At 45.5% G+C, this 13,774-nt stretch carries 10 protein-coding genes and 1 pseudogene; 5 read left to right on the forward strand and 6 right to left on the reverse strand.

Translation table 11 applies throughout. The annotated features are described in order from the left end of the window. Nucleotides 1-15: 15 nt before the first annotated feature. Both V7K25_RS13185 and hslO read right to left on the reverse strand, forming a co-directional pair. Complete coding sequence (locus V7K25_RS13185) at nt 16-2,094, reverse strand: chromosome segregation ATPase (protein ID WP_335158570.1); 2,079 nt, start codon at nt 2,092-2,094, stop codon at nt 16-18. 154 nt (nt 2,095-2,248) lie between these two features. Next, nucleotides 2,249-3,154, reverse strand: coding sequence for an Hsp33 family molecular chaperone HslO (gene hslO / locus V7K25_RS13190; protein ID WP_335156901.1), 906 nt, complete (start codon nt 3,152-3,154; stop codon nt 2,249-2,251). Nucleotides 3,155-3,294: 140 nt separating this feature from the next. Here hslO and V7K25_RS13195 point away from each other — a divergent pair, with 140 nt between their 5' ends. After that, entirely contained in the window at nt 3,295-3,681 is a 387-nt protein-coding gene (locus V7K25_RS13195; RefSeq protein WP_118171665.1) for a hypothetical protein, read from the forward strand. Nucleotides 3,682-3,740: 59 nt separating this feature from the next. Here V7K25_RS13195 and V7K25_RS13200 read toward each other — a convergent pair whose 3' ends face one another. From V7K25_RS13200 to hisD, 4 genes are all read right to left on the reverse strand, one after another. Continuing rightward, a complete protein-coding gene (locus V7K25_RS13200) occupies nt 3,741-4,010 on the reverse strand; it encodes a hypothetical protein (RefSeq protein WP_335158574.1) in 270 nt (89 codons plus the stop codon). 188 nt (nt 4,011-4,198) lie between these two features. After that, the gene (locus V7K25_RS13205) at nt 4,199-4,396 is read right to left on the reverse strand and encodes a hypothetical protein (protein ID WP_335158577.1); all 198 of its coding nucleotides are present in this window, start codon (nt 4,394-4,396) and stop codon (nt 4,199-4,201) included. A 19-nt stretch (nt 4,397-4,415) separates the two neighbouring features. Then, nucleotides 4,416-4,841: a universal stress protein gene (locus V7K25_RS13210; protein ID WP_335158579.1), complete on the reverse strand. Its 426-nt coding sequence runs from the start codon at nt 4,839-4,841 to the stop codon at nt 4,416-4,418. A gap of 309 nt (nt 4,842-5,150) precedes the next feature. Further along, nucleotides 5,151-6,452, reverse strand: a complete 1,302-nt coding sequence (gene hisD, locus V7K25_RS13215; RefSeq protein ID WP_335158581.1) for a histidinol dehydrogenase — start codon at nt 6,450-6,452, stop codon at nt 5,151-5,153. 734 nt (nt 6,453-7,186) lie between these two features. On the opposite strand from hisD, the gene rpsT reads away from it, so the two are divergent. The 4 genes and pseudogenes from rpsT to rpoC1 all read left to right on the forward strand — a co-directional run. Then, complete coding sequence (gene rpsT, locus V7K25_RS13220; RefSeq protein ID WP_335158583.1) at nt 7,187-7,486, forward strand: 30S ribosomal protein S20; 300 nt, start codon at nt 7,187-7,189, stop codon at nt 7,484-7,486. Between the two features lie 316 nt (nt 7,487-7,802). Further along, nucleotides 7,803-8,588: a TatD family hydrolase gene (locus tag V7K25_RS13225; RefSeq protein ID WP_335158593.1), complete on the forward strand. Its 786-nt coding sequence runs from the start codon at nt 7,803-7,805 to the stop codon at nt 8,586-8,588. Nucleotides 8,589-9,337: 749 nt separating this feature from the next. After that, nucleotides 9,338-12,637 (forward strand): DNA-directed RNA polymerase subunit beta, encoded by a 3,300-nt coding sequence (gene rpoB / locus V7K25_RS13230; protein ID WP_335158585.1) that lies wholly within the window; start codon nt 9,338-9,340, stop codon nt 12,635-12,637. A gap of 154 nt (nt 12,638-12,791) precedes the next feature. Next, a pseudogene (rpoC1, locus tag V7K25_RS13235) lies at nt 12,792-13,774 on the forward strand (DNA-directed RNA polymerase subunit gamma); the annotation flags it as partial.

Raw genomic sequence — 13,774 nt, forward strand, 5'->3', positions numbered from 1 at the left:
TTGTTAATAAGGATGTTACTGCCCATTAGTAGTTGATTGAGGAAATGGTAGAGATTCAGGCTGAGGCTGAGGCTGAGACTGAGGTTCTGGTTGAGGATTGAGAAATTGCTGCCAAGCCCTAATTTGCTCTTGCGCCCCACTATAAGCAGCACTACCTCGTGGAATCGATTTGGCAATGTCAATTCCTCTGGCAATATCAGACTGACCTTGAGAGCGTGCTATTTCTAACAATTGCTGACTCCACTGGTCAATAGCCTGATTCGCATCCATACGTAACATGCTATTATTTGAAACCCGATCTGCTAGCCGAATTGCCTCAACCAATGCCTCTGGCGTGCCAGCTGCGCCCGCTTCCTGCGCTTTTTTCCAGTTTTCTCTGGTGCGGATTTCTCCTTCCCAGCCATTTATCGCAGCTTGTGCTTCTTGTGAAAGCGCCCTTCCCGACGAGGCAATTTGTTGAGCTGCACTAATGGCGGCGGTAAGATTTCCACTCTGAGCCAGTTCTTGTGCTTGATCCAAATAGGGCTGGTCTTGAATTCGCTGAATCTTTGCTACCCAAGTGCGAATTTTTTTCTGTGCTTCTGGATATAATGCACGACCTCTACGAATTTCGCTGGCCTGGGCGATCGCAGCTTGCAAAGAGTTGATATCATCAAATATTGCTATCTGTTCGGCGCGTTCTAAATAAGGTTGGTCTTCAATTGTCTCCACTTGGGCACGCCAGCGACCGATTTCTTGCCTAGCTTCTGTGGCGCGGGGATTACTAGCAGGGATGAGTTCTACTTGGGCGATCGCTGCTGTTAAATTAGGCACTGTTCCCTGGCTAGCCAATGTTCTCGCTTTTTCTAGATTGGCAACATCTTCAATTTCCAATTGCCAGCGAGCAATCAGTTGCTGTGCTTCGTTATACACTGCTCTAGAAGGATCAATTTGTTGGGCTTGGGCGATCGCTGCCTCTAAACCAGAAACATTACCTATCCAAGCACTTCTTTTCGCGTCAGCTATGGCGATAAAGTCATCTGTTTCACCCTGTAATTTCGCAATCTCTGGAATTTGTCTAGCAATATCTAGTGCTTCATCCGCATCCTGCTTGTCTAGTTTTGCCTTTGCCAATTCCAGCATTTTGCGTCCAAATACCGGAATCGCTTCCTGAGCTTTTTGGTAAATGTAACTTTCCTGCCCAATGGACTCGGCTAACTTGATAGCTTCTAATAAATTATCGACAACTTTGCTGTTTGCTAAACTTTCAGCTTTTCCTAACTTATCGCCATCTTCCCGTGCTGTGGCAATTAGACGATTCAATTGGTCGTATTTAGTACCCGCCCAGTATTGATTGTCTACGCGCAGCATTTTGGCGGATAACATAAATGCCGATTGCCATCGCCGTTCCTTAACTTCAGCGATCGCACCGTTGTATGTGGCTTCTGCCTTTGACCAAATTGACTGCCACTTGTCAACTTGTTCATCGACTAATTTATAAGCTGCCACATCTTCGGGTATCTTACGAGCAGTAGCGATCGCTTCCTCTAAATTACCTGTTTGGAAACTTTCATCAGCTAGCTTCAAAATATCCCGCGACCATTCTTCGATGAAACGATTAATTTCTTCATGTAACGGGTGATTTTGTGGTAGTTGCTTCACCAGAGCGATCGCTTGCAATAGGTCGTTCACTGTCTGCTTAGAAGCCGCTAACTGAGCGCAGTGTAGCCGCACTGAAGCACTAGCTAGCGGCCAGAAAATCGAAGGGCAATTAGGGGCAGAGGGCAACTTTAGCAGCATTGCCATTGCCAAGAATGCTACACTGCCGGGAATCAACATTAGTAGTACCAGCCACAATGTCCAGCTTTTCATCCAGCGTGGCCATTTCCCAGAAGTACTACTGAGTTGGGCAGTTTCTTTTGAATTACTATTTATAGATAATCCTTCCGTATGGTTTTTTTTTCGCCGCTTCACTGACTTGGAGTTAGAACCAGTAGCTGGGGAATCAAATGGCTGAGTTTCACCGAATTGTTCTGTTCGGGATAATCTTTTGTTTTGATCTGGCTCTCTTCCACTGGCTGAAGACCAACTGTCTGGAATATCCCGCTCTGTCATCTCTCACACCAAAATAATTGAATAGCGCTCTGTTTTAGGTTGATAATTCCATTGTTGACATAGTAACTTTCTCATGATTAAAAAGCTACTTTTTTGATTATCTCTCTCCACAGAGTACCATTAGCAAGATAAAAATTCAGTGCTAGTTTATACGTTATCCTAAAACAGTAGATTCAGCTTGCAAATCGGCAATTAGTTGAGCTAACTGGTCGCTACTTGCCTGATAAACATTGCCGCAAAATTCGCAAGTTGCTTCAGCACCATGATCTTTAACAATCATATCTTGCAGTTCAGCTTCTCCCAAAATCTTCAATGCCCCCAAAACGCGATCAAAAGAACAACCACAGTGGAAGCGCAGCATTTGCCGTTCGGGAAAGATTACCAGCCCCATGTCTCCCAACAAGTCATTAAAGATTTCAGGTAACGTCTTCCCAGCTTGCAACAATGGCGTAAATCCTGCTAACCCAGCAACCCGTGATTCCAACGTTTCTACTAAAGCTTCGTCTCTAGCAGCTTTGGGCAATACTTGTATCAGTAATCCTCCAGCCGCCGTTACTCCAGTTGCTCCCACAAACACACCTAAAACTAAAGCTGAAGGTGTTTGTTCAGAATTTACTAGATAATGAGCCACATCATCGCCAATTTCTCCAGAAACTAGTTCAACAGTACTAGAGTATGGGTAACCGTAACCAATATCCCGGACAACATAGAGATAGCCACCACCCACTGCACCACCAACATCTAGCTTACCTTTGGCATTAGGAGGCAATTCCACCGATGGATTCCCGACATACCCGCGTACCGTACCATCTAAGCCTGCATCTACCAATATGCCACCCAAGGGTCCATCGCCCTTTACCCGAACATTGACCCTTGACCCAGTTCGCTTCATACTAGAAGCCATTAACAAGCCCGCCGCCATAGTTCTACCCAGTGCTGCCGTTGCCACATAAGATAGCTTGTGACGCCCCCGTGCTTCTTCTGTTAAACGTGTGGTGATCACACCTACGGCACGAATTCCACCTTCGGCTGCTGTTGCACGAATTAACTGATCCGCCATGAATAACCTTACATTTCTTAACAAGTTCACTTTTTCTATTCTAAGTTCTCTGTTGGTAGAAATGTGACGCCGCAATAATCAGTGATTGTATTTGCAATATTAGAAATAGTGACCTATCACCTTTAGGTAATCTGAGTAAAATGCTGGGTAATTTTCAACAAAGCCAACTGCGGATCGAAATTGAAGCACCAACAGATGCAATTCGTGACAGTCTGCTGCATCCGGTGCAACTAGAAAAATGGCTCTTAGGGCAACGCTTTGCGCCAGGAATGCCAGAAGAGCTGCTTCCCGGATTCCAGTTTACAACCTGGACTGGGCCAGTTGCGATTCATCATCAAGTAGATGTTGTAAAACCCAACTGTCTCCGCCTGGTACTTAGCGGAGGCATTGACGGGTTCCACGAATGGTACTGGGGAGAAGGTTGGGTACAGTCCCGCTTGGAAGGAGTTTCACTTTTGCCCTTGAATTTGGGTCAAACTTTGAGTTTGTTGAGCTTGCGTCAGTTTCTGGCAACTCAAGGACGTTGATTTAAGTAAAGGGATTGGGGATTGAGCATTAGTTATTCTTTGCGTCCCCAGTCCCCAGTTTATGAACCAGATTTGAAAGCTTGTTCTGTTTCCTTTATTTGCAGAATAGCGATCGCCCCCGTATTTCCCATCTGCTGATATTGTTTCATAGATGCGATCGCCTGTCCCATTGTATTGAATCTGCTGGATATTGCCGTCTTCTCTTTAAATGAGCTTTTTTGCAAAACTCCCATAATTTGGCGTTTTCGCTCTGGAGGGTGAAAGCGATCGCTTTTGCTTTTATTACTGATAAGTGCCTTGACTGTATGTATTAAGTATCCAAATATCAAGCTTATATATAGCTACTAATATAGCAATTAGCACATTTTAGTACGAACATCAAATCTTTATAAGTTCAATAACTGCCTTTTGGTTTCTCAACTCTCGCCACTGAGGCAATGGAATCACAACTACATTTGTAATCCTTGATGTATCGTATCTGCCAGCATGGGGAGAAGGAACACCGATAACCATTTGTTTAGAAGTACAATCCAACTTTAGCCGGAGAATTTCTGCTCGGAAAGAAAGATTGAGAAATTCTGTTACCGCCCCATGTTAGTCCACTTCCTAGACTCATGGGAATTAATTCTCCATTGACTAATTCATAACGCGTATCAGTGCCATCATCATAAGCTAGATACTCTTCAAAGGTTAGTTTTGGGGTGGTTATAGTCATTGCTTCCCCTTACAAATTTTTACCTTGGTTTGACGACTAACACCGAACAATTAGCCTCTTCCACCACTTGACTGCTAACAGAACCTTGGACAATTCGCTTCATCCCCATCAACCCCCGACTGCCAATTATAATCAAGTCAGTTTTGTAAATATTGGCAAGGCGAATAATCTCTTCAGCAGGATCACCAGTTACTAGTTCTAACTCACTTGGAATTGATAAGTTTTCTTGATAAGATTGCAGTTGTTTTTCAATCTGAAAATAAGAAAATGTTGGCGACTCTGGCTGAGGACGATCGGCAGGTAGTTCCATCTCTGATTCTGGCGTGGGAAACACATGACAAAAAATAACCTTGGAATCTTTTGAGAACGCCAAATCATCTAAAGTCTGAATTACTCGTTCTGAAATTTCCGAACCGTCCAGAGCTACCAAAACACTATTTAGCACCGCTCTTGTCTCCTAAAGAGTAGACACCATACATAAGTATCTAGCAAAATTCGTCGGCAGCTACACTAAACCAATTTTTTATTTACTTATTAATTTATATATTTGAGACGGAACTATAAGTCAGTTACACACCAATTCATGCTAGCGAATTGTAGCAATTGGTCTGGAGAAGCTTTTTTTACGAGCTTCTGGGAGAGGAAAACCCCTTCCAGAAACTACAGGACGCTTAAAGGGCAGCTGAAGGCAGAATAGCAATGGTGTGCCGCTATCCAAACTTTATAATTATAAGAAAAAATTAAACATTCCAAATCACTCTTCTTGCTGAACTCGGCGGCGTACTGAATCAGCATGAGAAGGTAAACCTTCTGCTGTTGCTAGCACATCAATGGCACTAGCGACATTTTGCAGCGCAGTTTGGGAGTATTGAATAATACTAGAGTGTTTGAGGAAAGTTTCCACCCCTAATGCCGAAGCATAGCGAGCAGCGCCAGAAGTTGGCAGGGTGTGGTTAGGGCCTGCCAAATAGTCTCCTACAGCTTCTGGTGTGGAGTAACCTAAAAAGATTGCCCCAGCATGACGAATCTGTGGTAGGAGTGCCCAAGGGTCTTTAATTTCTAATTCCAGGTGTTCGGGGGCAAATTCATTTGAGAGTTCTGCTGCTGCTTGGAGCGATTCTACAAGGACAATCAAGCCGTAATGAGCGATCGCTTTTTCTGTGTCTATTCGCCGTGGGTGATCCACTAGCTGTCTTTCCAAGGCTAATTGCACGTTTTTTGCCAAAGCCGCATCTGTCGTCAGCAAAATCGCTGCCGCCATTGGATCGTGTTCGGCTTGGGCCAGCAAGTCAGCAGCTACATGCACCGGATTTGCGCTTTCATCGGCAATCACCAGCACTTCGCTGGGGCCTGCCAAAGAATCAATGCCAACGGTGCCATAGACAAGTTTTTTCGCTAGGGTGACATAAATGTTACCAGGCCCAGTAATCACATCCACTTTCGGAATTGTTTCTGTGCCATAGGCTAAAGCAGCGATTGCTTGTGCGCCCCCAATGCGATAAATTTCTTGCACTCCTGCTTCTTGGGCAGCTACCAAGACTGCTGGGTTAATTGCACCCCCTGGTCCTGGTGGTGTCACCATCACAACGTGAGGTACAGCAGCAACATGAGCCGGAATTGCATTCATCAGCACTGTACTGGGATAAGCGGCACGGCCACCAGGCACATACAACCCTGCCCGATCTACGGGGGTATAGCGTTTGCCCAGCACTACTTCATCGTCGCCAAAGTGTACCCAGCTTTTTGGGACTCGCTGACGATGAAACGCTTCAATTTGGCGGCAAGCTAACCGAACTGCGCCCAACAACTCTTTTGACACCTGCTGATAGGCTGCATCTAGTTCCGAGCCTGTAACTCGGAGTTCTTCTGCTTTCAGGGTTTGTTTGTCAAATTCGGCTGTGTAATGCAATACAGCTTTGTCGCCTTGGCGCTTCACTGCTTGCAAAACTTCCCGCACCGTTGCTTCTTTGTGAAGCACCTGTTCATCATGGGTGCGATCGCAGATCCGTTGTAGTTCTGCTCTAACGTCTGCCTGCTGAGTAATGATTCGCAGCATGGAGTAAGGACAATGCCAAAATTATAATAATTCAAACCTGAGATTTAGTATTGCTCTTGACCCACTGGGGTGTGCAAGCTGACTCTAATTCTCTTCTCTAGCTTAACGTGGATTTTTTTGATACTCTCAAGTCTGCCAGCATCTAATTTGCTTGAGAAGGCCCACTTAATTGCTCAGTCCAACCAGCCTTGACAGGCTAGCGGCAGGAAGCATGCGTGCCCGCGCTACTCTTACGCCCTTATCCTCACTCCTTATGGGGTACAGGTGGTGTATTTACACATCCAATCCCCCAGATTTACAGGGGGTAGGGTCTGAGTAGAATTTTTCTTTTCCTAACTTTTAGTAGTTAACATGTGTATAGAATCGATAATAATATAGTATCGATTCTATACTTTGAAACCCCTGAAATTTAGCTACTTACAGTTCCTTGCCTTTAACAATACACCTGTTTTCGGGACAGATTGATTATATTGGCAATGACATTGCTTAACCAGGTATTAGTTAGGGTGACCATTTTACATGTATTTTATTTTAACGTATTTCCTTAATTGACGACACATCAAATTAAGGACTGGGGATTCGGGAGCGGAGACTAAAGACTATCTTCCCCAATCTCCAGTAACAAATTTCCAATGATAAATTTTTTTTAGGAAATTATAACATTGGCAATTTGGATGCTATATTAGTAAGTCTAGTAGTGTGTGTACATATTAATAGTATTTTTGGAATTGACTGTGGCGAATACAAAGTCTTCTCTCAAGCGTGCCGAAATCGCAGAACGTAACCGACTGCGTAACAAAGCTTACAAATCAGCAGTCAAGACGCTGATGAAGAAATACATTAATGCTGTAGCTGTCTATACAGCTAATCCTACCCCAGAATTAAAACAAGAAGCACAGGTTCGCTTATCCGAGGCTTACGCCAAAATCGATAAAGCGACCAAACGGGGTGTCCTTCACCCAAACAATGGGGCAAGGAAAAAGTCAAGATTGGCTAATAAACTAAAACCTCTAACTCAAGCAGTTGCTCAATAGTCATTGATGAGTCAGTGCTTTCTTCTGACTGAGGGAGACACCATGTTACTAAGCTTACGAAAGTTTTTGTAAATGGTGTGAAAGGCCAAGAGGAATGGCAAGGCAGTGTAGTCTTGAAGGTTTCCACACCACTTACTCTATGTCTCTCAACCCGTCCAATGCAGGGCTGTCCCATGAGCGAATTAAAATGAGTCGCGGACGTGGTTTCCTTCTTGAGGAGTTTAGCGATCGCAGGAGTAAAGATTCACCCGGAGGGTCATTTGGGCTTAGTCTTGATCAGGGCTAATAATTTATGACCAATGACAAAGGGCAAAGAATGCAGCTGATAGACACGCACGTTCATCTCAACTTTGATAGTTTCCAGCCGGATTTAGCAACAGTGCGATCGCGGTGGCAAGAAGCAGGAGTAGTACGTTTAGTACATTCTTGTGTTCACCCAGAGGAGTTTAAGAGAATTCAATCCATAGCGCACGAGTTTCCCGAAATCAGCTTTGCCGTAGGATTACATCCTTTAGATGCTGATAAATGGGATCGCGAAACAGCCGAGAAAATCAAAACTTTAGCGAGTTCTGACTCTCATGTGGTAGCAATTGGGGAAATGGGGCTGGATTTTTACAAAGCTGATAACTATGAGCATCAGTTGATGGTGTTTGAGTCACAGTTAGCGATCGCATCTGAACTCAACTTACCAGTAATTATCCACTGCCGCGACGCTGCTGTGGCAACCAGAGAGGTGTTGCAAAAATGGCGGGAACTCAAAGGAGAAAGAGTGCGGGGCGTCATGCATTGCTGGGGAGGAACGCCAGAAGAAACTCAATGGTTTCTCGATTTGGGGTTCTACATCAGCTTTAGCGGGACGGTAACGTTCAAAAACGCCAAAGCGATCCAATCCTCGGCGGCGATGGTAAGTAGCGATCGCCTACTGATTGAAACAGACTGCCCGTTTCTAGCCCCAGTTCCGAAACGAGGGGAGAGACGTAACGAGCCTGCCTACGTGCAATATGTAGCCGAGCAAGTAGCTAAACTGCGTCAGGAAACGGTAGAGGCGATCGCCCATCAAACCACCCAGAATGCTTGTGAATTATTTGGTCTGTCAATATAAAGCGTGCAATAATTCTCTTTTATTCCGTTGTGCTAAAAAAAATAAAACTCTAGAGAGGGAAAATATGGTAATATTATTCCCTCAAAAACATTTTGCTTGCGCCATAATGATAAAGGAAGGAAGCTAAAATTTCTGAGCCTAATTTTCCGCACTGTTATCGGCTTGGCCATCCTCCAATTCTCTACAAGCGGATGCTCTCCACACATGACTAACTGTCCCAACCCAAGTTGAGCAAGATTGCACAATATCGGCTTGGTGTGTATCGAACCTATTCAAAATCGTTAAACGAAATTGCCTTGTGAGTACAATCCAGCAAAATGAAGTGATTCTGATTCAAAGCCGACAAGGTGCGGATCGTTCCCTCAGTCTTAGGATATCTAAGATGTCACTGAGAGTATAAATAGCCGGGTGGATATAATAAGACACACCGTCTAGAGCTGCGTCAGCAAATTAACGCGCTTTTTGGAGGGGAAATGAAGAAAGTAGATAAAACTCAGAAATATCTCAACTGTATATTCTTCTTAAATCAAGACTATAGTGGGTTTTTGGCGTCTGAGTCCCCGATTTTGGGCGATTACCCCCTTGTCCAAATTGCTCATTCCAGCTTTAATAGCTGCGTTTGCCCACACCTGTAAATAGCAAGTGTGTAAGAAGGAGTTCCCAAACAGCTAAGGACACTAGCTAGAAGTGGGAAGCGTAAAACGGCAGTGTCCAAGGGAAAATTTTACCAGGTTGACAAAGGAAGAGGCATGACTAAAGAAACATACATGGAACCCGCCTTTCTATTGCCCGACTTGATTGAAATCCAGCGTTCTAGCTTTCGCTGGTTTTTGGAAGAAGGGCTGATAGAAGAACTTAACTCCTTTAGTCCTATTACAGATTATACGGGCAAATTAGAACTGCACTTTTTGGGTCATAACTACAAACTCAAGGAGCCAAAGTATAGCGTCGAAGAAGCCAAACGGCGGGATAGTACTTATGCTGTCCAAATGTATGTTCCCACACGGTTGATTAATAAGGAAACCGGGGAAATCAAAGAGCAAGAGGTATTCATTGGTGATTTGCCTTTGATGACCGATCGCGGCACGTTTATTATTAACGGAGCCGAGCGGGTAATTGTCAACCAAATCGTGCGATCGCCAGGAGTTTATTACAAATCAGAAATCGACAAAAACGGGCGACGGACTTATTCAGCTAGCTTAATTCCCAACCGGGGAGCATGGCTGAAATTTGAAACAGACCGTAACGATTTGGTCTGGGTACGGATTGACAAAACCCGCAAACTCTCAGCGCAAGTACTTCTAAAAGCTTTAGGGTTATCAGACAACGAAATCTTTGACGCCTTACGCCACCCCGAATATTTCCAAAAAACCATCGAAAAAGAAGGGCAATTTTCAGAAGAAGAAGCCCTGATGGAGTTATATCGGAAACTGCGTCCTGGTGAACCACCCACAGTATTAGGTGGACAACAGTTACTAGACTCCCGATTCTTTGACCCGAAACGCTATGACCTTGGTCGCGTTGGACGGTACAAACTCAACAAGAAATTGCGCCTTTCTGTTCCAGACACAATGCGCGTGTTGACTGCTGGCGATATCTTGGCAGCCGTAGATTACCTGATCAACCTAGAATATGACATCGGTAATATCGATGACATTGACCACTTAGGTAATCGACGGGTGAGAAGCGTCGGTGAATTGCTGCAAAACCAAGTGCGGGTGGGCTTAAACCGCTTAGAGAGAATTATTCGAGAACGGATGACCGTATCAGATGCGGAAGTGCTAACTCCTGCTTCCTTGGTAAATCCGAAACCATTGGTAGCAGCAATTAAAGAATTCTTTGGTTCCAGCCAATTAAGTCAGTTCATGGATCAAACCAATCCCTTAGCAGAACTGACCCACAAACGCCGTCTGAGCGCCCTTGGCCCCGGTGGTTTAACCCGCGAACGCGCTGGGTTTGCCGTGCGAGATATTCACCCTAGTCACTATGGACGCATTTGCCCCATTGAGACACCAGAAGGCCCCAACGCCGGATTGATTGGCTCCTTGGCAACCCATGCGCGGGTTAACTTGTACGGCTTCCTCGAAACACCATTTAGACCTGTAGAAAATGGGCGAGTCAGATTTGATCTGCCTCCAGCCTACATGACAGCCGATGAAGAAGACGATCTACGGGTTGCTCCGGGAGATATTCCTGTAGATGAAACCGGGCACATTATTGGGCCACTAGTGCCAGTCCGTTATCGTCAAGAATTTTCCACCACAACACCAGAACAGGTGGACTACGTAGCAGTCTCTCCCGTACAGATTGTGTCGGTAGCAACCAGCATGATTCCTTTCTTGGAGCATGATGACGCTAACCGAGCGCTGATGGGATCGAACATGCAACGGCAAGCAGTACCCCTTCTTAAGCCAGAACGTCCTCTAGTGGGTACTGGTTTGGAAGCCCAAGGAGCAAGAGACTCCGGGATGGTGGTTGTATCGCGTACCGATGGCGATGTCACTTATGTGGATGCTACAGAAATTCGCGTCCGTCCTAAAGCTAATACCGCAGAAATTAAGTACACCCTTTCCAAGTACCAACGTTCCAACCAAGACACCTGTTTAAATCAGAAACCTCTCGTCCGCATTGGTGAACGGGTTGTAGCTGGTCAGGTATTGGCTGATGGTTCCTCCACCGAAGGAGGCGAATTGGCGCTAGGACAAAATATCGTCGTTGCCTATATGCCTTGGGAAGGCTACAACTACGAAGACGCGATTTTAATCTCTGAAAGACTGGTGCAGGATGATGTCTACACCTCAATTCACATTGAAAAATATGAAATTGAAGCTAGACAAACCAAACTGGGGCCAGAAGAAATTACCAGAGAAATTCCCAACGTCGGGGAAGATGCCTTGCGTCAGTTGGATGAACAAGGAATCATTCGCATTGGGGCGTGGGTAGAAGCTGGAGATATATTGGTAGGAAAAGTTACACCCAAGGGTGAATCTGACCAACCGCCAGAAGAAAAACTGTTGCGTGCCATCTTTGGTGAGAAAGCACGGGATGTGCGAGACAATTCTCTGCGAGTACCAAACGGTGAAAAAGGTCGCGTAGTTGATGTGCGCTTGTTTACTCGTGAACAAGGCGATGAACTGCCGCCAGGAGCCAATATGGTAGTCCGGGTGTATGTTGCCCAAAAGCGCAAAATCCAAGTTGGTGACAAAATGGCAGGACGCCACGGTAATAAAGGGATTATTTCTCGGATATTACCGGCGGAAGATATGCCTTATTTGCCCGATGGTTCACCAGTGGACATTGTACTCAACCCCTTGGGTGTACCCAGTCGGATGAACGTCGGACAAGTATTTGAGTGCTTATTAGGTTGGGCTGGCCAGACCTTGGGAGTACGATTTAAGATTACTCCCTTTGATGAAATGTACGGTGAAGAGACATCCCGCCGAATCGTGCATGGCAAATTGCAAGAAGCACGAGACGAAACAGGGAAAGACTGGGTATATAACCCAGATAACCCAGGCAAAATCATGGTGTATGACGGTCGTACAGGTGAACCCTTTGACCGAGCAATTACCATTGGTGTGGCTTACATGCTGAAACTGGTGCATTTGGTGGATGATAAGATTCACGCCCGTTCCACAGGCCCATACTCACTGGTGACTCAGCAACCCTTGGGTGGTAAAGCACAACAAGGTGGTCAGAGGTTTGGAGAAATGGAAGTGTGGGCATTGGAAGCCTTTGGTGCAGCTTACACCTTACAGGAATTGCTCACAGTTAAATCTGACGATATGCAAGGACGGAATGAAGCGTTAAATGCGATCGTTAAAGGTAAGGCAATTCCTCGGCCTGGAACCCCAGAGTCCTTTAAGGTGCTAATGCGCGAGTTGCAATCATTGGGGTTAGACATTGCCGTTCACAAGGTAGAAACCCAAACAGACGGCAGTTCTCTAGATGTAGAAGTCGATTTGATGGCAGACCAATCAGCCCGTCGCACTCCTCCTCGACCAACTTATGAATCTCTTTCCCGCGAATCGCTGGAAGAAGACGAATAAGGATTGGGGATTGGGGACTGGGGACTGGTGACTGGGGAAGAAATATAAAACAGATATTTATATTTCTAGTCTTAGTCAGCAATTCCCAATTCCTAATCCCTAATCCCTAATCCCTAATCCCTAATCCCTAATCCCCAGTCCCTAATCCCTAGTTATGAGACCTGCCCAAACTAATCAGTTTGACTACGTAAAAATCGGCTTGGCTTCCCCTGAACGCATTCGCCAATGGGGCGAGAGAACATTGCCTAATGGTCAAGTAGTCGGTGAAGTTACCAAGCCAGAAACGATTAACTACCGAACTCTTAAGCCAGAGATGGATGGCTTATTTTGTGAGCGCATCTTTGGCCCCGCGAAAGATTGGGAATGCCATTGTGGCAAGTATAAAAGAGTTCGTCACAGAGGTATTGTTTGTGAGCGCTGTGGTGTAGAAGTCACCGAGTCACGGGTGCGTCGTCACCGGATGGGTTATATTAAACTCGCCGCACCAGTAGCTCACGTCTGGTATCTCAAGGGTATTCCTAGCTATATTTCCATCCTGTTGGATATGCCCTTGCGGGATGTCGAGCAGATTGTCTATTTCAACTCTTATGTTGTCCTGAGTCCAGGTAATGCCGAAACTTTAACTTACAAACAGCTACTGAGTGAAGACCAGTGGTTGGAAATAGAAGACCAAATTTATAGCGAAGATTCTGTGCTGCAAGGCGTAGAAGTAGGTATTGGTGCTGAAGCGCTGTTGCGTTTGCTTGCCGATATCAATTTGGAACAAGAAGCCGAAAGCTTACGCGAAGAAATTGGCAATGCCAAAGGACAAAAGCGGGCCAAGCTAATTAAGCGACTGCGGGTAATTGACAACTTCATCGCCACTGGTTCCAAACCAGAGTGGATGGTAATGGCAGTTATTCCCGTGATTCCGCCCGACTTGCGCCCAATGGTGCAACTAGATGGCGGACGATTTGCCACTAGCGATTTAAATGATTTGTATCGGCGGGTAATTAACCGCAACAATCGTTTGGCACGCTTGCAAGAAATTTTGGCACCAGAAATTATTGTGCGGAACGAAAAGCGGATGCTGCAAGAAGCAGTGGATGCTTTGATTGACAATGGTCGTCGGGGACGCACTGTGGTAGGGGCAAATAA

This window comes from Nostoc sp. (assembly GCF_036919495.1).
GTDB lineage: Bacteria > Cyanobacteriota > Cyanobacteriia > Cyanobacteriales > Nostocaceae > Nostoc.

Coding starts and splice junctions, on each gene's coding strand:
- rpoB (WP_335158585.1), top strand. CDS start 9,338: ATGACTAAAGAAACATACATGGAACCCGCCTTTCTATTGCCCGACTTG.
- hslO (WP_335156901.1), bottom strand. CDS start 3,154: ATGGCGGATCAGTTAATTCGTGCAACAGCAGCCGAAGGTGGAATTCGT.
- V7K25_RS13225 (WP_335158593.1), top strand. CDS start 7,803: ATGCAGCTGATAGACACGCACGTTCATCTCAACTTTGATAGTTTCCAG.
- V7K25_RS13195 (WP_118171665.1), top strand. CDS start 3,295: ATGCTGGGTAATTTTCAACAAAGCCAACTGCGGATCGAAATTGAAGCA.
- V7K25_RS13185 (WP_335158570.1), bottom strand. CDS start 2,094: ATGACAGAGCGGGATATTCCAGACAGTTGGTCTTCAGCCAGTGGAAGA.
- hisD (WP_335158581.1), bottom strand. CDS start 6,452: ATGCTGCGAATCATTACTCAGCAGGCAGACGTTAGAGCAGAACTACAA.
- V7K25_RS13205 (WP_335158577.1), bottom strand. CDS start 4,396: ATGACTATAACCACCCCAAAACTAACCTTTGAAGAGTATCTAGCTTAT.